A 460-nucleotide genomic window follows, 5' to 3' on the forward strand; every position below is an offset into this window, starting at 1 on the left:
AACTACCTATTGGCGCGCGGGGGTTGATCCGCGCCAGTCGCGCTTTCATTAGGGCGCAAAGAACACTGCCCTGCCGGAGAGGATCTGCAATGACCGACACCAACCCGACGCCCTTCGATGTCCTGATCGTAGGGGCCGGGCATGGCGGCGCGCAGGCGGCGATTGCGCTGCGCCAGCGCAAGTTCGAGGGCACGATCGCCTTGCTCGGCGACGAACCCGAACTGCCCTATGAACGCCCGCCGCTGTCAAAGGAATATCTGGCCGGGGACAAGCCGTTCGAGCGCCTGCTGATCCGTCCGGCAGCTTTCTGGGTCGATCGCGACATCACACTCCTCCCCGGGCGGCTTGTCGTATCGGTCAATGCAGCCGCGCATCAGGTCACCACCGAGGATGGCAGCACGATCGGCTATCGCACGCTGATCTGGGCGACTGGTGGCGCGCCGCGCCGCCTGACCTGTGC

General features: G+C 65.4%; 1 protein-coding gene. It reads left to right on the forward strand.

What is annotated here, in order from left to right:
- Positions 1 to 89: 89 nt before the first annotated feature.
- Positions 90 to 460: FAD-dependent oxidoreductase (locus AACY49_RS30850; RefSeq protein WP_339528090.1), on the forward strand; the 371-nt coding region annotated here is incomplete at its 3' end.

The sequence above is a fragment of the Pseudomonas sp. EL_65y_Pfl2_R96 genome, from assembly GCF_963970905.1.
In the GTDB taxonomy this organism is placed as follows: domain Bacteria; phylum Pseudomonadota; class Gammaproteobacteria; order Pseudomonadales; family Pseudomonadaceae; genus Aquipseudomonas.